The organism is Pyramidobacter porci (assembly GCF_009695745.1).
Taxonomy (GTDB): domain Bacteria; phylum Synergistota; class Synergistia; order Synergistales; family Dethiosulfovibrionaceae; genus Pyramidobacter; species Pyramidobacter porci.
The window spans coordinates 64,991-85,947 of record NZ_VUNH01000008.1 but is presented as its reverse complement, the minus strand read 5'-3'; the positions used below and the strand labels follow the sequence as shown (position 1 = coordinate 85,947).

Annotated in this window: 17 protein-coding genes and 1 riboswitch; of the genes, 6 read left to right on the top strand and 11 right to left on the bottom strand. The window is 64.0% G+C overall.

From position 1 onward, the window contains the following. Positions 1-117: 117 nt before the first annotated feature. On the bottom strand, positions 118-1,209 hold the full coding sequence (locus FYJ74_RS08145) for an aminotransferase class I/II-fold pyridoxal phosphate-dependent enzyme (RefSeq protein ID WP_154529084.1): 1,092 nt from the start codon (positions 1,207-1,209) through the stop codon (positions 118-120). A gap of 190 nt (positions 1,210-1,399) precedes the next feature. Between FYJ74_RS08145 and FYJ74_RS08140 the strand changes: the two genes are divergently transcribed. Further along, complete coding sequence (locus FYJ74_RS08140; protein ID WP_195838861.1) at positions 1,400-2,662, top strand: lactate racemase domain-containing protein; 1,263 nt, start codon at positions 1,400-1,402, stop codon at positions 2,660-2,662. A gap of 167 nt (positions 2,663-2,829) precedes the next feature. Here the strand turns inward: FYJ74_RS08140 and FYJ74_RS08135 are convergent, their stop codons facing one another. Beyond that, a complete protein-coding gene (locus FYJ74_RS08135; RefSeq protein WP_154529082.1) occupies positions 2,830-3,429 on the bottom strand; it encodes a hypothetical protein in 600 nt (199 codons plus the stop codon). 517 nt (positions 3,430-3,946) lie between these two features. On the opposite strand from FYJ74_RS08135, the gene FYJ74_RS08130 reads away from it, so the two are divergent. From FYJ74_RS08130 to FYJ74_RS08110, 5 genes are all read left to right on the top strand, one after another. Continuing rightward, positions 3,947-5,569, top strand: a complete 1,623-nt coding sequence (locus FYJ74_RS08130; protein WP_195838860.1) for a PucR family transcriptional regulator — start codon at positions 3,947-3,949, stop codon at positions 5,567-5,569. 185 nt (positions 5,570-5,754) lie between these two features. Beyond that, positions 5,755-6,501: a DUF5058 family protein gene (locus tag FYJ74_RS08125; protein WP_154529080.1), complete on the top strand. Its 747-nt coding sequence runs from the start codon at positions 5,755-5,757 to the stop codon at positions 6,499-6,501. 24 nt (positions 6,502-6,525) lie between these two features. Beyond that, positions 6,526-7,209 (top strand): hypothetical protein, encoded by a 684-nt coding sequence (locus FYJ74_RS08120; RefSeq protein ID WP_154529079.1) that lies wholly within the window; start codon positions 6,526-6,528, stop codon positions 7,207-7,209. Between the two features lie 66 nt (positions 7,210-7,275). After that, entirely contained in the window at positions 7,276-8,469 is a 1,194-nt protein-coding gene (locus FYJ74_RS08115; RefSeq protein ID WP_154529078.1) for a M20 metallopeptidase family protein, read from the top strand. A 1-nt stretch (position 8,470) separates the two neighbouring features. Further along, entirely contained in the window at positions 8,471-9,661 is a 1,191-nt protein-coding gene (locus FYJ74_RS08110) for a M20 metallopeptidase family protein (RefSeq protein ID WP_154529077.1), read from the top strand. A 168-nt stretch (positions 9,662-9,829) separates the two neighbouring features. Here the strand turns inward: FYJ74_RS08110 and FYJ74_RS08105 are convergent, their stop codons facing one another. The 9 genes from FYJ74_RS08105 to FYJ74_RS08065 form a co-directional block, all read right to left on the bottom strand. Beyond that, the gene (locus FYJ74_RS08105; RefSeq protein WP_154529076.1) at positions 9,830-10,555 is read right to left on the bottom strand and encodes a sulfite exporter TauE/SafE family protein; all 726 of its coding nucleotides are present in this window, start codon (positions 10,553-10,555) and stop codon (positions 9,830-9,832) included. A 116-nt stretch (positions 10,556-10,671) separates the two neighbouring features. Beyond that, complete coding sequence (locus FYJ74_RS08100; RefSeq protein ID WP_154529075.1) at positions 10,672-11,397, bottom strand: sulfite exporter TauE/SafE family protein; 726 nt, start codon at positions 11,395-11,397, stop codon at positions 10,672-10,674. A 221-nt stretch (positions 11,398-11,618) separates the two neighbouring features. Next, positions 11,619-13,244, bottom strand: coding sequence for an amidohydrolase (locus tag FYJ74_RS08095; RefSeq protein ID WP_154529074.1), 1,626 nt, complete (start codon positions 13,242-13,244; stop codon positions 11,619-11,621). An 87-nt stretch (positions 13,245-13,331) separates the two neighbouring features. Continuing rightward, positions 13,332-14,708, bottom strand: a complete 1,377-nt coding sequence (locus tag FYJ74_RS08090; protein WP_154529073.1) for an APC family permease — start codon at positions 14,706-14,708, stop codon at positions 13,332-13,334. 49 nt (positions 14,709-14,757) lie between these two features. Next, a complete protein-coding gene (locus tag FYJ74_RS08085) occupies positions 14,758-16,389 on the bottom strand; it encodes an amidohydrolase (protein ID WP_154529072.1) in 1,632 nt (543 codons plus the stop codon). Between the two features lie 123 nt (positions 16,390-16,512). Then, positions 16,513-17,307: a bifunctional hydroxymethylpyrimidine kinase/phosphomethylpyrimidine kinase gene (gene thiD / locus FYJ74_RS08080; protein WP_154529071.1), complete on the bottom strand. Its 795-nt coding sequence runs from the start codon at positions 17,305-17,307 to the stop codon at positions 16,513-16,515. 26 nt (positions 17,308-17,333) lie between these two features. Beyond that, on the bottom strand, positions 17,334-17,975 hold the full coding sequence (gene thiE / locus FYJ74_RS08075; protein ID WP_154529070.1) for a thiamine phosphate synthase: 642 nt from the start codon (positions 17,973-17,975) through the stop codon (positions 17,334-17,336). Positions 17,976-18,082: 107 nt separating this feature from the next. Next, positions 18,083-18,193: riboswitch (TPP riboswitch) on the bottom strand. Between the two features lie 37 nt (positions 18,194-18,230). Further along, positions 18,231-18,875: a thiamine diphosphokinase gene (locus FYJ74_RS08070; protein ID WP_154529069.1), complete on the bottom strand. Its 645-nt coding sequence runs from the start codon at positions 18,873-18,875 to the stop codon at positions 18,231-18,233. After that, positions 18,868-20,916: a lytic transglycosylase domain-containing protein gene (locus FYJ74_RS08065; protein ID WP_154529068.1), complete on the bottom strand. Its 2,049-nt coding sequence runs from the start codon at positions 20,914-20,916 to the stop codon at positions 18,868-18,870. The genes FYJ74_RS08070 and FYJ74_RS08065 overlap by 8 nt, the downstream gene beginning before the upstream one ends. Positions 20,917-20,957 lie beyond the last annotated feature (41 nt).

Sequence of the window (20,957 nt, the reverse complement as noted above, 5' to 3'; positions counted from 1 at the left end):
CGGCAAAGCGCCGTCCGGCCTTTCGATTACGAAAAAGCATAACAGTTTTATTCCTCGCTGACAAGATTGCCGCCGTTTGTCGCGCAAAAAAGACGCCCGGCGGGGCGTCCTCTCGCTCTATTGCTCCGCGTCGATCCGTTCCATGGCTGTCAGAACTTTTTCGAGGCGAAGCCCGATGGGCACGCGCAGGCGCGCCGCGTTGCGCCCCGCAAAGCCTTCGCAGGAGACGACACGCACGCCGCGGCGGGCGAACTCGCGCGCCAGGTCGACGCCGGCATCGTCGTGAACGATCATGCAGATCGCCACGCTGTCGGTCGTATGCGCGAAAGAAAGATGCCGCCACGGCCGCATCAGGCTTTTTTTCGCAGCGGCGGTGCGGGCGCGCAGTTCGTCCAGAAACTTCGGTTCGCTCAACGCGGCGGCGGCCACGCGGCGCGAGAGCGACGACACGGCATAGGGATTGGAAAGATTGTTCGCCGCCGCGGCCAGCTCGGGAGGCAGGAGCAGATAGCCGGCGCGCAGTCCCGCCAGCCCGAATCCCTTGGAGAAGGAACGGGCGATGATCAGGTTGTCGTACGCGTCGAACAGGCTCACGGCCGAACGCCCGCGCGGCACGTAATCGCCGTAGGCTTCGTCGACGAGCACGCAGACGTTCGCCTCCCGCGCCGCGGCGAGGATCTCTTCGAGCGCGGCGGGCGGGATCGCCTGCCCCGTCGGATTGTTGGGATTGTCGAACGCCGCCAGCTTGAAGCGCGGCGACAGCGCTGCCGCAAAACGCGCGGCGCTGAAACGGTAATTCTCTTCCGTTTTCAGCGGCACCGTTTCGAAAAAGGCGTCGTGCAGACGCACATCGGCGCCGTACTCGAAAAACAGCGAAGCGCCGCCCAGCACGCGCTCGCCCGGTTCCAGAAACAGCCGGTTGACGAGATACAGGCCGCTGACGGAGCCTTCGGTGAGGACGATGTTTTCGTTTTTCAACGCGGCATACCCCTTCCAATAAGCGGCGATCGCCTCCTTCAGTTCGTTGGCGTGGGGATACGGCGCGCACATGGCGAAATCGAGCGCCGCGAAGGCCCGACGCGCCGCCGGCGAGGCCAGTTCGACGTTAACGCCTTCGCCGCAGTCCACCTCGCAGGGCGGCGTTTCCGCCCCGAGCGCGTAGCTGACGCGGGCCTGGTTTCTGACAGTGCGGGTGATGCGATATTCCATGGCGTCCTCCTGAAAAACGTTGATGTGCACATTATAGTACGGCGCCGGCGGAAATCAAAAACGCTCCGCTGGATCGACACGGCCGCCCGCGGCAAATTTATGTACAAGAATTTATTTTTGAAATGATGATTGATCTTTTAGCTCAAATGAGGCTATAATGAGGCAAAATTTCTGTCGCAAGGAGTCCGCCATGAAAACTTACGAGGTGAAGATGGGCCGCGGCGTGCAGCGCTGGCAGAGCCCGTATGACTATATCGTCCCGCAGCCGCGCGGCCGCGGCCTGTGCGGCGCGTCGTGCTCCGTCGAGGAGGCGCTTGACCGCCCCATCGGTTCTCCCGCGCTGGAAGAACTGGCGAAGGGCGCCCGCCGCATCGCCATCGTCGTGCCCGACGTCACGCGCGGCTGGTGCCGCGCCCCCGAGATGAGCGCGGCGGTCAGAAAGCGCCTTGCCGTCAACAAATCGGCCGCAGTGACGTGGATCGTTGCCACGGGGCAGCACCGCGCCGTGGAAGAGCGGGATAAAGATCTGGTCTTCGGCGGCGCGATGATGCCCGGCGACCGCTGGCTCAGCCACAACTGCGAAGAAGTCGTGGACACAGGTCTGGTCACGCCGCTGGGCACGCCGGTCACGCTCGATCCGGCCTTCGCCGCCGCCGATCTGGCGGTGCTGGTGGGCGGCATCACGTTCCACGACATGGCCGGCTTTTCGGGCGGGCGCAAGATGATCATGCCCGGCGTTTCCGGACGCCGTTCGATCGTCAAAAATCACAACCACTGCCTCAAAGACGGCGGACTGAATCCCGCCACCGACAGCGGCCTGCTGGAGCACAATCCGATGGCGCAGGACCAGCGCGCTTACGCCGATCTGGCGCTGCGCGGCAAAAAGTGCTTCATCCTCAACACGATCGCCGACAGCGTGGGAGAGCCGGCGGCGTGGGTGGCGGGCGACATCTGGCAGGCGTGGGAGACGGGCTGCGAAGCGAGCCGCTCCTTCGCCTCGCTGTGGATCCCGCGCCGGGCGGCACGCGCCGTCTCCTCCTGCGGCGGCTTCCCTCTGGACCTCGATCTCTATCAGGCCACCAAGGCGCTGTTTTCTCCGTTGTCGGCCCTGGAACCGAAGGCGCCGATCGTGCTGGTCGCCGATCTGGAAGACAGCCTCGGCCCCGGCGATTTCGAGGCGTCGCTGCGCAGTTCGCTGCGCGACGCGCCGGCCTTTGTGCGCCACATGGAAACGGCGTTCACGATCCCCGGCTATATCGCCCTGCGCACCGTGCTGGAAATGCGGGGGCGCCCCGCGGCTCTGGTCACTTCGCGCGAGAACGTGCCTTTCCCCGGGCCGGTTTTCCGCGACATGCAGTCGGCCGAGAGATGGCTGCAGGAACAGTCGGAAACGGGCGGTCTGTCGGTTTTGGTCCCCAGCGGCAACGCCGTCCACGTCCTCGCCGCGGAATAAGCATGAGAACAAAGAGTGCGGATGACTGGAGCAAGATCCAGCCATCCGCGCTCGTTTTTTTTGCTGACGGGGCGCACCGCGTCTTGGGAACAGAGGGGCGCTCATAGGCTCTTTACGGAGCGCGCTTTTTCAACGGATATCCGGGCGTCGGGCGTCCGCCGCCGGCTTCATTGGCTGCCGGGCGGCGTTTGTTCGGCGGCGATCTTCGCCTCGACGAAGCGGAGCGCGGCGGCGTAGCTTTCCGGGTCGGGACAGTAAACGCGCATCAGCGTGCCGCGCTTTCCCTTGAGCAGGAGAACGCGCAGGGAACGCAGCTCGGCGAAGCGGGTGACGTCGCCCCAGCCGACGTGTTTTTCGACACTGCGCGCGGAGACCGGCGGCGGCTCGATCGGGTAGCAGAGGCAGTGGAGCGCTTTCCGCGACAGCGCTTGGGGATAGCATTTCAGGTTGTCGCAGTGCGCTCCCGTGCGGTCGAAGCGGTAGAGCGCGGCGTAGCGGTTGCGCATGACCAGGAAACAAACGAGCGCGTAGAAGATCGCGAGCAGGACGCAGAAGTCGAAGGCGACGATGGCGCCGCTCCATACGTGGGCGGCGGTAACGAATCCGTCAAAGTAAAATTGCGCGGCGAGCAGCACCAGCCAGGCGAGCAGGAAGGCGACCACGAGGATCGAAGCGAAGTCGAGCAGGATCAGCGGATTGGAACCGACCGGTACGCCGACGCGCCAGCTCAGCTCCGGTTCCTGCCGTTTCGTAACGTCGGAAGGCATTTTCAGGCAGTCCTTTCTTTATTGAGAATGAAGCTCCGCGCGGCGAGAAATTTTTGCGGGGCGACGCGGGAGTTTCTCTATTCAGTTGAAAGAAAATTCACAGGCATTGTAACACAGGCGCCGGCCCCTTTCCATAAAATCGCATCGGAGGGGAGTGCGGCGGTCTCTTTTCCGCGGAAAGATAAAAATCAGTTAAAGTCAATTTCTTGAGACGCAAAAGCGTTCATGAAAAGGCGCGCCTTGTCCGGAAGATCCCGCGGGATCTGGATGAAAAGAGCGGCGCGGCTCTCGCTGGCCGGCGGCGGTGTGATATGATAAATTGTCCGTGCTTTCGCGCATGGATGTTCGCATTTTCGGAATGGAGTTCCGATCATGGCCAGACATTGTCTTGCGATCATGGCGGCCGTCGTCTTTCGGAGCGCTTCGTACGTCGTCACGGCGATCGTCGCCGGAGTGTGGATCGGTTCCGCCGCGGCAAAATCCGCAAGCTGAAGCGGCGGTCAAGGGGGAGAGGAAAATGGCTGTAACCGTGCGGGACATTCTCAACATGCCCGAGTTCAAGGGCTTTTGTCTGCTGGCCGGATCCGGCGGGCTGGGGCGCGAGGTGCTGCGCACGACGGTGGGCGATGCGCCGGACTGTTACAAATGGTCGCAGGGCGGCGAGTTCGTGATCACCTCGGGGTACCCGTTCCGCGACTTGGAAGGCATGGAACGGCTGATCCGCGGCTGCTGCGAGTCGGGAAACGCCGCTTTGGGAATCAAGCTGGGGCGCTACGTCGGCGAGCTGCCGCGGGGGGCTCTCGATCTGGCGGACGCGCTCGGCTTCCCGCTGATCTCCATCCCGCCGGAGATGCCGTTCGCCGAGATCCTTCATCCCGTGCAGTCGCGCGTGATCAGCGATCAGGCCCATCTGCTCCGCTATTCGGGGACGGTGCAGAAGGCTTTTTTCGACCTGAACGTGCAGTGCGCGAGTCTCGAAGATCTGCTGGAAACGCTGCGCAGCTTCACCCATCTCAATCTGGCGCTGCGCTGCACCGAAAGTTCCTTCGACCGCGTCTGCGCCGACGAAGGCGATTTCAAAGAGGTACTGGCGTCGCTGCCGTTTTCGGAGGTACTGAAGCGTTATCCGTGGGAGAAAATCTCCCTCTGCGGCGAGAACGTTTCCGCCTGGCTCGTTTTCGACGCCTCTCCCGAGCGGCTGCGCGAGCCGTGGAACGAGATCCCCATCACCCAGGCCAAGGGCGCGCTGCTGCTGTTTTTCCAGCGCTGGAGCTCGGGCGCTCAGGTGGAGCGGCGTTACCGCAACGAATTCGTCATGGACATCCTCATGAACAACCTGCGCCTCAAGGACGAGGTCTGGAACCGCGCCCGTTCGTTCGGCTGGGATCTGGACGGCGCCAAGAAGGTCGTGGTCTGCGACATCGACGATTACAAGGACCGACTCACCCGAGCCATGGCCGCCGGGCAGGGCCCCGCGGCCATGGAAGAGTCGAAGGCGCGTATTTTCGCCGTCTGCCGCGAGTTCATCGGCCGCATGGGCAAACGCGTCCCGTTTGCCGAGATGAGCGATTCGGCGGCGTTCATCCTCGCCTCCGAAGGGCTGTTCGAGGAGGAGCAGCGCCGGCTCGAGAGCGCGCTTACGCCGATGATGAAACAGATCGTCGAACAGACGGGCTTTTCCGTCACGGTAGGCGTCAGCGGCCGCTGCGGCGACGTGTTTCTCTGCTGGAAGGGCTACAATCAGGCGCGCACGGCGCTGGAACTGACGCGGCGGACGGCGGGCGGCAACCGCATCGCCTGGTGGAACCGCATGGGCGCGCCGCGCGTGCTTTGTACGACGCTTCAGAATCCGGCGGCGCGTGAGTTCGTCGAAGCCCGGCTGGGGGCGCTGCTCCGTTTCGACGCGGCGAAACGGGAAGAGCCGCTGCTGCGCACGCTGGAGGCGATGATCGCCTGCAACTGGAGCGTGAAAAAGAGCGCGGCGGCTCTGGGGCTTCATTACAACACGCTCAAGTACCGCTGGGGAAAGATCTGTTCGCTGCTGAGCGACGATTTTTCCGACAGCGAAAGCCGTTTCTGCGTGGAACTGGCGCTCAAACTGAAACAAATAGACGAATTCGAAGGCGAATCTTTGTCTTGATGGTTCATGCGCGCCTGGATATTTGTTTTGAGAACGAAATATTCAAATTTCGTCGCCATTTTTCGTCGCGACAAGACGATGAAACGGAAAACGGGAAAGGCGATAATGATCTCCGCGGGCGAAAGGCCGAACTCTCGCCCGCGGAGATCGTTTTTGTTTTTTATCTTGTATGGGGAGGTTTTCTGATGCCGCAGGAAGTTTTTCGAGTTGCGAACAACGCGGTGGTATGGTTTTTGTGCTTTATCGTCGTGGCGGTGGCGCTGATCCAGTCGCTGCTCTACATCCGTCTGTCGCTGAAGGCCGCGGATGCGATCGGCTTCGAACGACGCAACGTGTACAAGGGCTTGTGGACGGGGGCGGTCTCTTCGGTGGGGCCGTCGTTCGCGGTGTTCCTCGTCATGGTCGGCCTGATCAGCGCGGTGGGCGCGCCGATCGCGTGGCTGCGCTGCTCGATCATCGGCTCGGCGCCGATCGAGATGACGGGAGCGATGCTGGGGGCCCAGGCGTACGGCGTGGAGCTCAACTCGCCCCAGTACGATCTGAACGCGCTGGCCGCCTCGTGGTGGACGATGTCCGTCAACGGCATCGGCTGGCTGATCGTGGCCGCGGTGCTGACGCCCCATCTGGAAAAGGTGCGCGCCAAGTTCGGCGGCGGCGACGCCCGCTGGCTGGTGCTCATCGCCGTGGCGGCGACGACGGGCTGCTACGGCTATCTCAGCGCCGACACGATCGGCAAGGCGCTGCGCAATTACCGCAAGGCGCTCGCCGCGGGCGGCTCGGGCATGACGCCGCTGCAGCCGATGATCGCCACGATCGCGGCCGGTATCGCCATGGCGGTCCTGATCCGCGCCTCGAAAAAACGTCCCAAGCTGCGCGAGTACAATCTGGGCCTGGCCATGCTGGCCGGCATGATCGTGGCCGCGTTCTTTTGATCGCAGGAAAAGAGGGAAAAACTCATGTCTGACAAACTTTCGGCTTTCGGCGGCGTGTGGAACCGTCCGGCCCGCGGCATCGGCGTGACGACGCTGTGGATCGTGATCGTGGCCTGCTTCTTCCCGAACCTGTATCTCTATCTCGTCCACGGCGCGTGGCCCGGCTGGGGCGCGGCGTTCCAGGCCTGGCTGATGATCGTCTCGATCTGCGGCGCCGTGTACTTCATCGAACCGATCTCCTATTTCCCCGTGCTCGGCGAGGTGGGCATCTACATCGCCTTCCTGACGGGCAACATCGGCAATCTGCGCGTGCCCTGCTCGGCGGCGGCTCAGGAAGCCGTCGGCACCGAGAGCGGTTCGCCCGAGGCGCTGATCGTCTCCACCGTGGGGCTGACGGGCTCGGTGGTCGTCAACCTGTTCTTCGTCACGCTGGCGGCGGTGGCGGGCGCTTCGGTGCTCTCCGTGCTGCCCGCGGGCATCGTCTCGGCGTTCAAGAGCTGTGCCGTGCCGGCGGTCTTCGGCGCCATGTTCGTTTCCTGCGTCATCAAGGAACCGCTGCTGGCCGTCCCCGGCATCGGCATCCCCGGGCTGCTTTTCGCCAGCGGCAGGCCGGCGCTCCAGCATCCGGCCACGCTGATCCTCGGCGCGGTGTTCGGCACGATCGTCACGGCGCGCGTGCTCTACAAGGCGGGGATCATCAAGAAATAGCCGTTGCCCTTTCCGCCTGTCCGTTCCGGGCAGGCGGAATTTCATGAAAACAAAGGAGAGTACGCAATGGACACTGTTTTGAACGAAGCTCAGGCGCTCCAGGAACGGATCCGCGGCTGGCGGCGCGAGCTTCACGCCTTTCCCGAGGTCGGGCTGGAGACGCCGCGGACCGAGGAGTATCTGTGCCGCCAGCTCGACGCCATGGGAGCCGAATACCGCCGCGGCGTGGGCGGGCACGGCGTCGCCGCCGTCGTCAGAGGAGAACTGCCGGGCCGCTGCCTGATGTTCCGCTGCGACTGCGACGGTCTGCCGATCCGCGAGGAATCGGGCGAATCGTTCTCGTCGCAGAACGAGAACATGCACGCCTGCGGGCACGACGCCCACAGCGCCATGGGGCTGGGAGCCGTCAAGCTGCTGCTGGCGCGCCGGCGCGAACTGAAAGGCGCGGTCAAGGTGCTGTTCCAGCCCGCCGAGGAGATCGGCGCGGGCGCGCGGGCGATGATGGCCGACGGCTGCCTCGAAGATCCGACGCCCGACGCGGCGTTTGCGCTCCACGTGTCGATGGGATCGGGCGAAAACAGAAAAGCCGGTTCTTTCCACTTCATCAAGGGCGCGGCGCTGGCCTGCATGGACAAGTTCGAGATCGATCTGACGGGCAAGGGCAGCCACGGCGCGATCCCGGAACTGTCGTGCGATCCCGTCGTGGCGGCGGGACGGATCGTCACCGGACTGCAGACCATCGTCAGCCGCAACGTCTGCCCGATGTGCCCCTCGGTCGTGTCCGTGTGCCAGTTCGAGGCCGGCGAGACCGCCAACGTCATTCCCGAGACGGCCCGTCTGGTGGGCACGGCGCGCACGCTGTGGCCGCAGACGCGCGACCTGATCGAGCGGCGCCTGGGCGAGATCGCCCGCCTGACGGCGGAAAGCGTGGGCGTGAGAGCCGACGTGAAATACACGCGCGGCGCGCCGCCGCTGCTGAACGACGAAAAGGTGCTTGGCGCGGCGCAGAAGACGGCCGCGGAACTGTTCGGCGACGGAGAGGCGCTGTTCGTGAGCGAGCCGATGCTGGCCGGCGACGACTTCGCCTTTTACACGGAGCATGTTCCCGGCGCCATGGCGTTCCTTGTCGCGCCGCCGCCCGACGGGCCCGCGTACAACATGCACAACTGCCATTTCCGCATCGACGACCGCTGGCTGTGGCGCGGCGCGGCGCTGTTCGCGGCGCTGGCGTTCGACTGGCTCGCGAAGGAGGGCGAATAACATGAAAACGATCCTCGACGAAGCGAAAGAGCTCGGTTCCCAGATCGTGGCCTGGCGGCGCGAGCTGCACCAAATTCCCGAGCTGGGGCTGGAAACTCCCAAGACCGAAGCCTACATCTGCAAAACCCTCGACTCGCTCGGCGTGCCCTACCGCAAGGGCGTGGGCGGCCACGGCGTGGTCGCCCTGATCGAAGGACGTCCCGGCAAGTGCTTCACCTGGCGCGCCGACTGCGACGGCCTGCCCATCGTGGAGCAGACGCCGGTGGACTACGCCTCGAAGAACGGCTGCATGCACGCCTGCGGCCACGACGCGCACACCGCCATGGCGCTGGGCGCGGCGTCCCTGCTGATGAAACGCAAAGATGAGCTGGCCGGCACGGTGAAGATCCTCTTCCAGCCCGGCGAGGAGACCGGCAACGGCGCCAACGCCATGATCGCCGACGGCTGCCTCGAGAATCCCCACACCGATTTCATCGTCGGCCTTCATGCCGGTTCGATCGCGCCGCACGACTGGCCGGCGGGCACGTTCGGCTATTATCCCGGCGCGTTCATGTCCTTCCTCGACAGCTGGCAGTGCACCATCACCGGCAAGGGAGGGCACGGCGCGTTCCCGTCGCTGGCCGTCGATCCCGTGCTGATCGCTGCGCGCGTCATCGACGCCTGGCAGAGCCTCGTCAGCCGCGAGCAGAGCGCCACGAAGCCGATGGTCCTGTCGGTCTGCAAGGTGCGCACGCCGGGCGCGGCTTTCAACATCATCCCCGAGACCTGCGTGATGAACGGCACGGCCCGCGCCCTCTCCGAGGAGGAACGCTGCCGCATCGAGGCACGCATGAGGAAAATGGCGGAGCTGATCGCCGAAGCGTCGGGCGCCGCGGCCGAGCTGGTGTGGACGCGCGGCGCCGCCAACCTCGTCAACGATCCGGCGGCGACCGAAGAAGTCGTCGCCATCGGGCGCGAACTCTTCGGCGACGAAGCCTTCCTGCGCGTGCCGCTGCCCACCACGGGCGGCGAGGATTTCGCCGGTTATCTGCTCAAAGGTCCCGGCACCTTCCTGCTCATGTACACGCCCTCGCCCCACGGCCCCACGCCGCAGCACAGCCCGCGCTTCGAGATCGACGACGGCATCCTCTGGCGCGGCGCGGCCATGGCTGCCGGCAGCGCGATGACGTGGCTGGCGCGCCACGGCCGCTGACTTTCGGACAAAACGCCGAAGGAGCCTTCCGAAGAGCCGCTATGAAAAAGGTCCGCCGGTCGTATGACGGCCGGCGGACCTTTTTGTATCGAAAAAAATGTTCCACGTGGAACGCCCCGTCGCCAACGCAGCGACGAAGCGGATTTGATAAATATTTGATGAACCTATTTATTTGAAGAGCATCAGGAGCCCGGAGAGGACCAGATAGCCGTAGACGAGCAGGCGCAGACGCTTGGGATCGAGACGATGGAAAATTTTGCCGCCGATCCAGGCGCCGATCAGCAGCGAGGCGAGCATGAGGACGTAGACGTGGATCGTCGCGGCGGTAAAGGCGCCGCTGCGCCAGCGCGCGAACGTGGTGACGCAGGCGGTGATGCAGAACTGGGCGCTCAGCGTGGCGCGGTAGGCATCGTTGGTGTCGGTGGCGGCCAGCATGTAGAGGGCGATGGGCGGCCCGCCGACGGCGAAAAGCCCGGAGAGGACGCCGGCCAGCGTGCCGACGGCGGCGCCGTTGAACAATGTCGGCTTGATGCGGATGCGGTCGCTGAAAAAAATCGAATAGATCCCCAGCGCGATCAGCATCGCGCCAAGACTGTGGACCATGATTTTGTCGGCGGCGCCGACGGACAGCCGCACCGACAGCGGCGCGAAAATCATCGCCGTGACGACGCAGGGCAGCAGAGTCTTCCAGCGGATGTGTCTGAAACTGGAAGCGAGCACGAGAACGGAGGTCGTCGACCCGCACAGGCCGGAGAGGGCGACCGCCTGCGCATAGGGAAAAAGATAGGGCAGCAGCGACATGTTCACCGGGCCATAACCGAAACCGCAGACAGCCTGAATGACCGCGCCGACCAGGCTGACCGAGAAGGCTGCAGTGAAAGTAAGAGGCGGCATGAAGAAAACTCCTTTTTAAGGGGAATGTATCCACTTTACGCTTTTCGGCGCGCCTTTTCAAGCGCGAAAAAACGAAGGCCGCTTTCCGCAGAGCAATCCTTGTCAGCGATCGAAGTTCAGCGGAAGAGCAGCAGCGTGCCGGAGAAAATCAGGTAAGCGTAAACTATTTTGCGCAGCTTCGCCCCGTTGAGTTTATAGAAGACTTTGTTGCCGACGAAAATGCTCAGGCCGACGGCGCCGGCCAGCAGCAGCCAGACCTGCAGCACCTGCGCCGTGATGATGCCGTTGCGCCAGCGCGCCCAGGTGGTGCTGACGTTGATGAAACAGAAGTAAGCGTTCAGCGTGGCGCGGTATTCGCTGTTGGAATCGGTCCCCGCGAGGAGGTATATGGCCACCGGCGGTCCGCCGACGGAGAAGAGCCCCGAAAAAGCGCCGGCCAGCGTGCCGGCGATACAGCCGTTGAACGGCGACGCCTTGATGCGGATCCGTCCGCTGAAGAACACCGAATAGATCCCCAGAGCGATGAGTATGACTCCCAACGAGCGCACGAGCGCCTTTTCGGCGGCTCCGACGGAAAGATAAACCGACAGGCTGGAAAAGAGCATCCCGCAGATCAGGCACGGCGTCAGCTTTTTCCAGCTGATGAAGCGGTACGTGTTGCACAGCAGCAGCAGATCGATCGTCAGCCCGCAGAGAGTGACCACCGATACGGACTGCATGTAGGGCATCAGGTAAGGCCAGACCGACATGGCCACGGCGCCGAGCCCGAAGCCGCAGACGGTGTTGATGATCCCGCCGGCGGCCGCGGAGCTCATCAGGAGCGTGAGGGTGAGGACATTCATGGCAGGTCTCCGTTTCTAGGTGATCTCCCGCTTACTCTACTCCTGAAAAGCGTTTTGTTCAAGGATTTTCGCGCGAAACATCGCTCGGCCGCCGCCCGATTTCGGCCGACGGCGCCATGCGGACGGCGAGGGCTTCTGCGCGTCCTGCGGCTCTTCATCGACTATCACGGCGGAAAAGGAGGCGCTGCGCTTTCGGCGTCCCGTTCCGAAAAAACGTGGCTCTAGCGGCGGTAGACGATCTCGCCGCCGATCACGGTCGCCACGGGCAGGATCTCGCGGATCCGCGCGGGCGGGCAGGTGAAGATGTCGCGGTCGAGCACGGCCAGATCGGCGACGAAGCCGGGCTTGAGGCGCCCCTTGTCGCGCTCGTGGAATTCCAGGAAGGCGCTGCCGGCCGTGTAGGCGTCGATCGCCGTCTCGACGTCGACTTTCTCCTGCGGAAACCAGCCGCCCTCGGGTTGGCCGAGGTGGTCCATGCGGGTGACGGCGGCGCCGATGCAGGGAAACGGGCTGCAGTCTTCGACCGGCGCGTCGGTGCCGTAGCCGACGGGTATGCCGAGCGCGGCGGCCGTGCCGAAGGCGTAGGACGTGCCTGCCAGTTCCGCGCCGCAGCGGGACTCGACGATGTGCATGTCGTAATCGAGGAAGATCGGCTGATAGGCGACGCAGAGTCCGTCCGCGGCGATGCGTTCGAGCAGGGGACGGTCGGTGATCTGGCAGTGGTTGACGATGTGGCGCAGCGGATTTTTCCCGCCGTCCATGACGCGCTCGTAGCAGGCGACCGTGTCGGCGACGGCCCGGTCGCCGATGGCGTGGGTGATGACCTGCACGCCGGCGTCGCGGGCAGCCCGGCAGAAACGGTCCATCTCCTCGTTGGAGAGCGTTTCCACGCCGCGGTTACCGGGATCGTCGCGGTAATCGCGGCACATTTGGGCGCTGCGGCCGCCCAGCGATCCGTCCTTGAAGAGCTTGAGCGGACCGATCTCCACGTGGGCGGCGGGGTCGTGATATTTTTCGCGCGCGCCGCCGCGCAGAAAGTCTTCGAAATCGCCGACGCTGCGGAAGGTCGTTTGGTGGCGGTAACGCAGCGCCGTGCGGCCGCCGGCGTGGGCACGAGCGACGATCTCCATCAGCGCATCGACGGGGACGGGGACGAAGCCGGCGTCGTTCGACTGCACGCTGGTCAGCCCGTGGGCGACGGCGTAAGCGGCGGCTTTGACGAACATGTCTTCGTATTCGGCCGCCGACTTGGGCGGGATCAGCCGGCTGGCGCGGGCGACGGCCTGTTCCTTGAAGACGCCGCTGGGGAATCCGTCGGCTTCCAGCTCGAACTCGCCGTTTTCGTACTGGGGCGAATTTTTGCCGAGGCCGAGCATCTCGATGGCCCTAGTGTTGACGGCGGCGATGTGGCGGCAGACGCGCTCGACGATCACGGGGACGTCGGTGGAGATTTGGTCGAGGTCGTGGCGGTCGGGCAGGCGCTGTTCTCCTTCGTCGAAGAGATCCTGATTCCAGCCGATGCCGGCGACGCCGTGGCGGCACAGCTCGGGATGCTCGGCGAGGAAGCGCCGGCCGCGCGCGACGATCTCGCCGACGGAGCGTGCGCCGTTCAGCCGCAGCTGCGACATCTCCATGCCGACGCCGAGCAGGTGCATGTGGCTGTCGTTGAGGCCGGGGATCACCGTGCGGCCTTCACAGTCGAAGATTTCGGCGCCGCGCCCGGCGGCCGATCTGATCTCGTCGTCGTGTCCGACGAGACGGATCACGCCGTCTTCGGCGTAGAGAGCCTGCGCGAAGCGGCCGCGCTCTACGTAGATTTTTCCGTTGACAAGAGCGAATCTTTTCATTTTTCTCGTTCCTCCGAATGGGGCGCCGCGCCCCGTCATGAAAAAACGCCGCGGAACATTCTGTCCCGCAGCGTGACGCATTTTCGGCTACCGCTGTTCTTCCTTTTTGTTCCTGAAGCCGAAGTAAAAATAGACGCAGGCCGCGATGCAGGGGATAGAGAGCCCGGTGACGCAGGTGACGGGATCGTTGACCAGCGTGTTGACCATCATGCCGAAGTTGATCAGCAGCGTCAGACAGACGGTGAACGCGCCGCCCCACACCTTGTAGGGGCGCTCGAGGTCGGGCAGCTTTTTGCGCAGCACCAGCACGGCGGCGATGATCAGCACGTTGATGAGCATCGAGCCGAAGACCACCAGGTTGGTGAGCTGATCGAGGCTGCGCACCCAGATGTAGGCGATCGAGATGACGCACTGGCAGAGGATCGGCGCGGTGGGAACCTTGTAGGTGGGGTGCAGCCTGGCGAACGAGCGGAAGAAGTGCCCTTCCTTGGCCATGGCGTAGTAGTTGCGCGGGAAGGCGATGACCATGCCGTTGATGGAGCCGAGCATGGAGATCATCATGCCCACGGTGACGAGAATGCCGCCGGCGCCGCCCAGCAGGCGCAGGGCGACCTCCGTGCCCAGATAGAGCTTTTTCGCCTCGATCATGGCGCGCATCTCGGCCAAGGGCAGCACGCGATAGATCGCGTAGTTGAACAGCATGTAAAGCACGGCGATGCCGCAGATGGAGATAATCAGCGACAGCGGCAGATTGCGCTTCGGGTCCTTGATCTCCTCGGTGACGGCGTTGAGGTTCGTCCAGCCCTCGTAGGCCCACAGCGTCGCCAGCGTGGCGAAGCCGATCATGTTCAGCACCTTGGAGAAGGGCACCGGTCCGTCCATGGGCGTGAAGGAAAGGTCGGGCGAGACGTCGCCCATGAAAAACGCCGAACCCATGATGATGAAGATGGGGATCAGCTTGGCGACCATCGTGACGTTCTGCAGCACGGAGCCGCGCTTGATGCCGAAGCAGTTGTAAGCCGTAAAAGCGATCAGGATGGCGGAAGCGGCGATCTGCGCTGCCACGCCGCCGAGGCCGAACATGGCCGTCAGCGCCACCGCGCCCGCAGCCAGCGAAGCGGGACCGGTCAAAAGCCAGCTGTTGAAACCGCTGATAAAGCCGACCAGCGGGTGATAGGCTGTGTTCAGGTACACCGTGACGCCGCCGGCCTTGGGGATCATCGCCCCCAGTTCGGCGAAGCACAGGCCGCCCAGCAGCGAAATGACGCCGCCCGCGAACCAGCACAGCAGCGCCAGCCCGAGGCTGAAGCCGGCCCGCTGCAGAACGTAGGAGCCGAGATAGAAGATACCGCCGCCGATCATGATGCCGCCGAGGATGCTGACGCCGCCGAACAGCGTGATCTCGCGCTTGAACTCCGTCTTTTCGGAACTGAGCTGAGAAACGAGATTCTGATTGTCCGCCATTTTTTGTTTTCCCCCTGAGAAAAGTCGTTTTATCCGCGTGCGCGGTCCCTTAAAACACTTTTTCGCCGCCGATATACGTCGCCGTGACCTTGGCGGCGAGGATGTCGCGCTCCGGACAGTTCAGCAGATCGCGGTCCACCGTGATGAAGTCGGCGTACATGCCGGATTTGATCTTGCCCTTCACGTCCTCGTCGTGCGTCGCCCAGGCTCCGGCCGCCGTGTAGCCGTAGAGCGCCTGCTCGCGGCTGAGGATCTGCCGCGGCAAAAACGGTCCCTCGCCGTTCAGGTCGCGGCTGGTGACCGCGCAGTACAGGCCCCGCATGGGATTGAAATCTTCCACGGGCGCGTCGGTGCCGAACGGCGCGTGTACTCCCGATTCGATGTAATCCTTCCAGGCGTAAGAAGTGCTTCCCAGTTCGCGGCCGACGCGGTCGAAGACGATGTGCATGTCGTAGTCGATGAAAATCGGCTGGATGAAGGCGACCACGTCGAGCTCCCTGAAGCGCTCGACTTGGCGCCGGTCGGTGATCTGGCAGTGAACGACGCCGTGGCGTGGATGCACGTAGGGCATAGCCTTGCGGGCGCGCTCGACGGCGTTCAGCGCCATTTCCATGGCGCCGTCGCCGATGGCGTGCATGGCCACGGGCATGTTGTTCTCGTGCGCCTTCAGCACTAATGCGTCGAGTTCCTCCTGCGTGTAGGTCGGCAGGCCGCGCGTCGAGGGATCATCGGCGTAGGGCCGGCGCATGTAGGCCGTGCGCGCCCCGAGCGATCCGTCGGTGAGCAGCTTGACCGTGGAAATCTTGAAGCTGCGGTTGCCGTAGCTGTCGTCCAGTCCCTTGCGATCGAAGAACTCGTCGAGCTCGGCCTTGGTGGGCAGCAGCGCCTGCTCTCCCCAGCGCACCTTGAGCCGGCCGTCTTCAGAGGCGTCGCGCAGCAGGCGCATCATCTCGTAGGCGCAGCCGTCGGGCGTGTACTTGAAGTCGTCCGACTGGATGCTCGTGATGCCGCAGGCGAACAGATCCTTCTGGCAGACCAGTACCATGTTCAGCAGCGTCTTCAGTTCGGGCGCCGGCAGGTTGGCTTTGATGGTGTCGACGATATGTTCCTTGACGACGCCGTCGGGCGAGCCGTCGGGATTTTTGCCGGCGAAAGCGCCCATCTTTTCCGCCGCGGCCGCGTCGAGTCCGATCAGCTCCATGGCCTTGGAGTTGAGTACGCCGACGTGGAAGCACGTGCGCATGACCAGCAGCGGGTACTCCGTCGTCACCGCGTCGAGATCGGCCGCCGTGGGATAGCGCTTTTCATCGGTGAAGTAATCGTGGTTCCAGCCCTCGCCGAGCAGCCACAGCCCCGCGGCCGGATCGTACTTTTCAAGACCTTTCTTCATGCGCTCGACGATCTCGCCGACGGATTTCGTGCCGCGCAGATCGACGGCGCCCAGCTTCGACTTCGCGTAATGGAGAAAGTGCATGTGGCTGTCGTTGAAGCCGGGCATCAAAAACGCCCCGCCGCAGTCCAGCACTTCGAGATCTTTTTGCGGATGCTCCTTCAGATACGCTTCCGCCCCCCTGTCGCTGCCCACGTAGGCGAAGAAATCTCCGACGACGACCGCCGAATCGGCGCCCGGGTTTTCGCGGTCCATGGTGGCGATCGCCGCATTGCGAATCCATAACGACATGCAAACACCTCGCCTTATTTGTATAAAACCGTCAGCTTTCAACGGTCGTTTTTTGATTATTAAAATTTTGATTTTGGAGAATTATAACAATGCCGCCTCACCGTGTCAACGTGAGATCCGGTATCAGTCCGCTTCTCTGACGGCCCAGGCGTGATCGAGCGGTCCCGGGCCGCGCCCGAGATTCAGCCCGGCCCGCAGCGCGCCGGTGACGTAGGCTTTGGCGCGGCGCACGCTTTCTTCGACGCTGCGGCCCATGGCGAGATGGCAGGCGATGGCCGACGAGAGCGTGCAGCCCGTGCCGTGCGTGTTGTGATTGTCCAGACGCGGCGAGTTCAGCCAGACGGGGCGTCCTTCGCTGAAGAGCAGGTCGTCGGCGCAGTCGGTCAGGTGTCCGCCCTTGATCAACACGGCGCCGCCCAAACCGGCGGCGAGGCGCCGGGCCGCCCGTTCCATGTCGTCGTGATCGGCGATGGCGAAGCCGCAGAGCGTTTCCGCCTCGGGGATGTTGGGCGTGATCACCGTTCCCAATGGCAGCAGTTCGCCGCGCAGCGCGCCGGTCGCGTCTTCGTCGAGCAGGCGCGAGCCGCTGGTGGCGACCATGACGGGGTCGACAACGATGTTGCGCGCGCCGAAAGCCTTGAGCCGGGCGGCGATGGCCGAGATGATGGCGGCGCTGGACACCATGCCGATTTTCACGGCGTCGGGGCGGATGTCGTCGAAGACGCAGTCGATCTGCTGCGCCACGAATTCCGGCGAAGCTTCGAGCACGCCGAAGACGCCGGTGGTGTTTTGAGCGGTCAGCGCCGTGATCGCGCTCATGCCGTACACCTTGTGGGCCGCCATGGTCTTGAGGTCGGCCTGGACGCCGGCGCCGCCGGAGCAGTCGGAACCGGCGATCGTGAGAACTTTATATATCATCGGAAAGACTCCTTTGCGAAAAAAATTCAGGCGCCGAAAATTTCGTCGGCGAGACGGCGCAGGCGGCGCGCCGACACTTCGACGTCGGGCGCGGCGAAGAGCGCCGAGACGACGGCCGCGCCGCACAGCCCCGAGCCTTTCAGCCGCGGCAGATTGTCCGCCGTGATGCCGCCGATGCCCACGACGGGGATGGAGACAGCCTCAGCGATGCGTTTCAGTTCGTCCAGCGGCAGCGCGGCGGCGTTGTCCTTGGTGCCGGTCGGAAACAGCGCCCCCGAACCGAGATAATCGGCGCCGTTACGCTCGGCAACGACGGCCTCCGCCACGCTGTGTGCCGAGACGCCGATGATTTTGCGCGGGCCGAGCCGCAGACGCGCCGCGCGCGGATCCGCATCGTCCTGCCCGAGGTGGACGCCGTCAGCGCCGCAGGCCAGCGCGATCTCGACGCGGTCGTTGACGATCAGCGGCGCGTTGTACCTTTTCACGACGGATTTGATCGCCAACGCTTCGGCCAGAAAAAGGTCGTCGGGCAGATCTTTCTCGCGCAGCTGCACCATCGTGGCGCCGCCGCGCAACGCTTCTTCCACCGCCTGCGCCAGCGTCTTCGCGCCCAGCCAATGGCGGTCGGTGACGGCGTAGAGACGCAGCGATTCTCTTGAGCAGATCATGAGTTTCCCTTCTTTCATCAGAAGTGTTCACCAGAGGCGTTCGCCGCGGGGGGCGATTTTCGCCGCAGATAAGGACGGGGGAGAGCCGGCGTGCCGGCTCTCCCCCGTCCTTTTCAGAAAGCGCTTCCTTCGCCGGCATGATCCCGTATCAGGTTCAAAGGGTCGAGGCCGTGCGGCCTCCTCTCAGCCCGTCTGTGCGGGCTCCCCTGCGTGATGAAGTTCCCGTTTGAAATTATAGTTCCTGCGGCGCCCGCGTCAAGCGCGCAGCATTTCTTCCAGACGGCCGTCCTGCCACAGGACGACGAGCGTGCCGCGGGCGACGGCCACGGAGCTTTCCCGGCCGGTGAATTCGTTGCTGACGCCGAGGGCGACGAAACTTTCCAGCGTCGCGTCCGTCAGTTCGTATTTGAGGCCCCGCAGCGTGACGCCGCAGGCTGGTTCGCTCAGGCAAAACAGCGAGAGGTAACCGCGGTGCGCGTCGCTGAAATACAGCTCGCCGTCGGTCAGCGCTGTGGCGGTTTCGTTTTTTCCGATCAGAAAGCCGCGCGCGCCGCGACGTGAAAGGTACATCAGCGTCTGCAGGTTGGCGAGCGTGTGCCCCAGCCGCCCGCCGAGCCCCCCCAGCAGGGCGAAGCGCTCGTAGCCGAGCGACAGTCCTTCTTTGACGGCGAGCGCCATGTCGGTATCGTCCTTGACGGGAGAGCAGCGCACGACGTTGCGGTGTTTAGGCACATAGCCCAGCGAGTCGAAGTCACCCAGCGCCATGTCGATCGTCGCTCCGTGGCGGCGCAGCGATTCATAGCCGCCGTCGGCCGCGATCACGTAATCGCCGGGCAGAGGCGCGAAGGCGGGGGCGTAGAACTCGCCGGCTCCCGCGATCCAGCAGACGGACTTATTCATGGACGGGCGGAGTCTGGCCGCTGGGGGGCGCCTTTTGGGCGGTTTCGCGCTTCTCTTTCTGCTTGGCGTAGAAGTCGCCGTAGAGCTTTTTGTACACTTCGTAGTTGCCGAGGACTTTTTTGACGTAATCGTTGGTCTCGCGAAAGGGAACGCCTTCCATCCAGGCGTCCTGTTCCCAGCCGCCGCGCTCGGCGTTCCATTTGTTCACGTTGCCGCCGCCGGCGTTGTAGGCCGATACGGCCCAGTCGAGGCGCTTGAAGCGGGCGATCAGGCCGCCGATGTGCGACGCGCCCATGGCGATGTTGTCGGCGGGATTGTAGGGACTGTACTTTTTCAGGCCGATCTTTTTGGCTTCGCCGGCCGCCGTGGCCGGCATGAGCTGCATCAGGCCGGCCGCGCCCACCCAGCTGGTGGCGCGGGGATCGAACGAGCTTTCCTGCTTCATGATCGACCAGACCAGGAGAGGATCGACGCCGAACTTTTCGGCCTGCGCTTCGACGGCGGCGCGATAGGGGCGCGGGTAGACGAGCTCCAGCAGGGCGCGGGGGATCTCGCGGCCTTTCAGTTTGCTCTCGATGGCGCCGTGCAGGTCGGCGTACGCCTGTCCTTCGAGGCCGAGCCAGCGAGCCAGCTGAGAGCGGCGCATCCGGCTGGGCAGATCGTTTCTGCCGGTCAGCAGCATGCGGGCGTGGGTCATGAAGCCCCAGCGTTCCAGTTCGCTCGCGGGAGCGGGGGCGAGGTCCTTCGGCAGCGGCGCGTCAGCGATTTTGAGCGAGCCTCCGTCGAAGGCCATAAAGCTGTAGATGCTCAGGGCGTGATCGTCTCCCAGTTCTTTCTCGTATTTTTCCGCTTCGGCGGCGCGCCCCAGATCGTTCAGCGCTCTGACGTGCCAGTAGAGCAGGCGGGCGGCGCTCAGGTCGCCGGGTTGAGCGGCCGAAAGTTTCCAGTTTTTCAGCGCCGTCTCGTAATCTTTGCGGCGGAAAGCGTCCCAGCCCTTGCCCCAGAGCAGCGCGTTCGCGCGCGTCCCATTGGGAAAGCGTTCGATGTAATCGTCACGGGCTTCTTCGGCTTTGCTCCAGTGGCTGGTGGCCAGCGAATAGAGCGCCGACGCGGCGCGGAACGCGTTTTTGTCATCGGCGGCCTTGAGCATGGCGCTCAGCGCCGCTTTTTCCGCCGCGCCGCCGATCATCAGCGACAGGCGCGAGAGCGATCGGGCCACGTAATCGCCGTCTTTTTTGAAGGCGAGCTTCTCGAAAAGCGGCGCGGCCAGCTGCGGTTTCCCCAGGCGCTGATAGCACATGGCCAGGTAGTAAGTCCCCGACTCGCCGTAAGCCCCGTCCCATTTGAGCTGGCTCAGGAATTTGACGCCGTCCTGATAACGGCCGTCGAGGTAGGCGGCGTAGCCGAGGCGGTAGCTGCGCTGCAGCGACGAAGGCGCTTTTGCGGCGATCTTGAGCGCGGCGGCGTTGCGCGGCTCCAGCTTGAGCAGGCGCAGCGCGTCGGCGGACTTCATGCGGCCGAGCTTGGCCAGCTCGCTCAGCATTTCCGCTTCCTGATCGTCGCTGCTGGTCGCGTCGGCCATGCGGCGCAGCCATTTTTCCTTCTCGTCGACGTTCTCGGTGAGGCGGAAGAGCAAATACATGGCGTAGTAGCGTGCCAGCCGCGGCGTGAATTTTGCCTGATAGAGCGCCAGTCCGGCTTGATAGGCCTCCCCGGGCCGTCCGGTGCGTTCCAGCGCCAGCGCTTTGAGCAGGCTCGCATAGGGGACGACGCTTCTGGGATAGCGGCTGCCGATCTGTTCCATCACTTCCAGAGCGTCGCCCCAGCGCGACTGATACCAAAGCGCGTTCGCCGCCAGCGACAGGGCGCGCGGCGAAAGTTTTTCCCGTTGTTCGAGCAGCGTCTCGACGGACTTCCAGTTGCGGCTCAAGAAGAATTTCTCCGCGGCCTGTTCTTCGGGGGAAGGCTGTTGCGCCGCCGCCGTCAGCGGCGGGACTGTCAGGATCAGAAACGTCAGCAGCGTCCGAATGATTTTTTTCATGGTCAAACCTCCTGTTCGTCCTCGAAACGAGAGCGCGGTTT

Excerpts from the sequence above, each read along its gene's own strand:
- FYJ74_RS08145 (WP_154529084.1), bottom strand. The coding sequence starts at position 1,209 with ATGGAATATCGCATCACCCGCACTGTCAGAAACCAGGCCCGCGTCAGC.
- FYJ74_RS08140 (WP_195838861.1), top strand. The coding sequence starts at position 1,400 with ATGAAAACTTACGAGGTGAAGATGGGCCGCGGCGTGCAGCGCTGGCAG.
- FYJ74_RS08135 (WP_154529082.1), bottom strand. The coding sequence starts at position 3,429 with ATGCCTTCCGACGTTACGAAACGGCAGGAACCGGAGCTGAGCTGGCGC.
- FYJ74_RS08130 (WP_195838860.1), top strand. The coding sequence starts at position 3,947 with ATGGCTGTAACCGTGCGGGACATTCTCAACATGCCCGAGTTCAAGGGC.
- FYJ74_RS08125 (WP_154529080.1), top strand. The coding sequence starts at position 5,755 with ATGCCGCAGGAAGTTTTTCGAGTTGCGAACAACGCGGTGGTATGGTTT.
- FYJ74_RS08120 (WP_154529079.1), top strand. The coding sequence starts at position 6,526 with ATGTCTGACAAACTTTCGGCTTTCGGCGGCGTGTGGAACCGTCCGGCC.
- FYJ74_RS08115 (WP_154529078.1), top strand. The coding sequence starts at position 7,276 with ATGGACACTGTTTTGAACGAAGCTCAGGCGCTCCAGGAACGGATCCGC.
- FYJ74_RS08110 (WP_154529077.1), top strand. The coding sequence starts at position 8,471 with ATGAAAACGATCCTCGACGAAGCGAAAGAGCTCGGTTCCCAGATCGTG.
- FYJ74_RS08105 (WP_154529076.1), bottom strand. The coding sequence starts at position 10,555 with ATGCCGCCTCTTACTTTCACTGCAGCCTTCTCGGTCAGCCTGGTCGGC.
- FYJ74_RS08100 (WP_154529075.1), bottom strand. The coding sequence starts at position 11,397 with ATGAATGTCCTCACCCTCACGCTCCTGATGAGCTCCGCGGCCGCCGGC.
- FYJ74_RS08095 (WP_154529074.1), bottom strand. The coding sequence starts at position 13,244 with ATGAAAAGATTCGCTCTTGTCAACGGAAAAATCTACGTAGAGCGCGGC.
- FYJ74_RS08090 (WP_154529073.1), bottom strand. The coding sequence starts at position 14,708 with ATGGCGGACAATCAGAATCTCGTTTCTCAGCTCAGTTCCGAAAAGACG.
- FYJ74_RS08085 (WP_154529072.1), bottom strand. The coding sequence starts at position 16,389 with ATGTCGTTATGGATTCGCAATGCGGCGATCGCCACCATGGACCGCGAA.
- thiD (WP_154529071.1), bottom strand. The coding sequence starts at position 17,307 with ATGATATATAAAGTTCTCACGATCGCCGGTTCCGACTGCTCCGGCGGC.
- thiE (WP_154529070.1), bottom strand. The coding sequence starts at position 17,975 with ATGATCTGCTCAAGAGAATCGCTGCGTCTCTACGCCGTCACCGACCGC.
- FYJ74_RS08070 (WP_154529069.1), bottom strand. The coding sequence starts at position 18,875 with ATGAATAAGTCCGTCTGCTGGATCGCGGGAGCCGGCGAGTTCTACGCC.
- FYJ74_RS08065 (WP_154529068.1), bottom strand. The coding sequence starts at position 20,916 with ATGAAAAAAATCATTCGGACGCTGCTGACGTTTCTGATCCTGACAGTC.